The sequence below is a fragment of the Hymenobacter sp. AT01-02 genome (assembly GCF_000961955.2).
Lineage (GTDB): Bacteria > Bacteroidota > Bacteroidia > Cytophagales > Hymenobacteraceae > Hymenobacter > Hymenobacter mucosus.
In genome coordinates this window covers 1-680 of sequence record NZ_JZIR02000106.1, presented here as the reverse complement: position 1 = coordinate 680, position 680 = coordinate 1, and the positions used below count along the sequence as shown (strand labels likewise).

Here is a 680-nt window from a genome sequence, read left to right as displayed (position 1 = left end):
CCGGCGCTACCTTGGCCGACCTGAAGCGGGAGCGGCGCTCGGAGCTGGCCGGGGAGTTTGCCGACCGTCACGCCGACCTTGTGCGCTGGGGCGATGCTCAGGCCGCCTACGCCAAACCCCAGCGCGGGCGCGAGTACGCCGACAAGTCCAACCCGGCCTCGACCTATAAGGTGGTGGAAGTATGGCCAGCCCGCACGTTTAACCCCGCCGTGCACCACGTGTGGCCCATCCCGCCCATCGACCTGAACAATTCCAAAATTGCCCAAAATCAGGGTTGGTAATTTCTCGCGCCCGTCTCTTACCCCACGGCCTGCTGGTTGGGGTGAAGAGGCGGGCCTTCGTGTTTTTCATGCGCAATTCGTTTCGCTACGCAGCCGCAATTCTGTTGCTGGCTTCCGTTACAAAGGCCCAGGCCCAAACGCCCCGCTTCCAACCGGCCCAGCCCCTGGAACAGGGCCACTCCCACAACGACTACTGGCGGCCGCATCCCTTAACGGATGCTTTGCAATTGGGCTTCAAAAGCGTGGAGGCCGATATTTTCCTGGTGGACTCCACCTTACAGGTAGGGCACGAGCGTGCCGCGCTAAACCCAGCGCGCACCCTGCAAAGCCTCTACCTGGACCCCTTGCAGAAGGTGCGCTCCGCGGGCCAGCTGTATACCAGGCCCGCAGAGCTATGGC

1 protein-coding gene and 1 pseudogene are annotated in these 680 nt (G+C 62.9%); both read left to right on the top strand.

Features of this window, described 5'->3' with window-relative positions:
• Positions 1 to 281 (top strand): RagB/SusD family nutrient uptake outer membrane protein (locus VI25_RS20220; protein ID WP_152981725.1); only part of this gene is annotated, 281 nt, incomplete at its 5' end.
• 68 nt (positions 282 to 349) lie between these two features.
• Positions 350 to 680: pseudogene (locus VI25_RS20215) on the top strand (hypothetical protein); the annotation flags it as partial.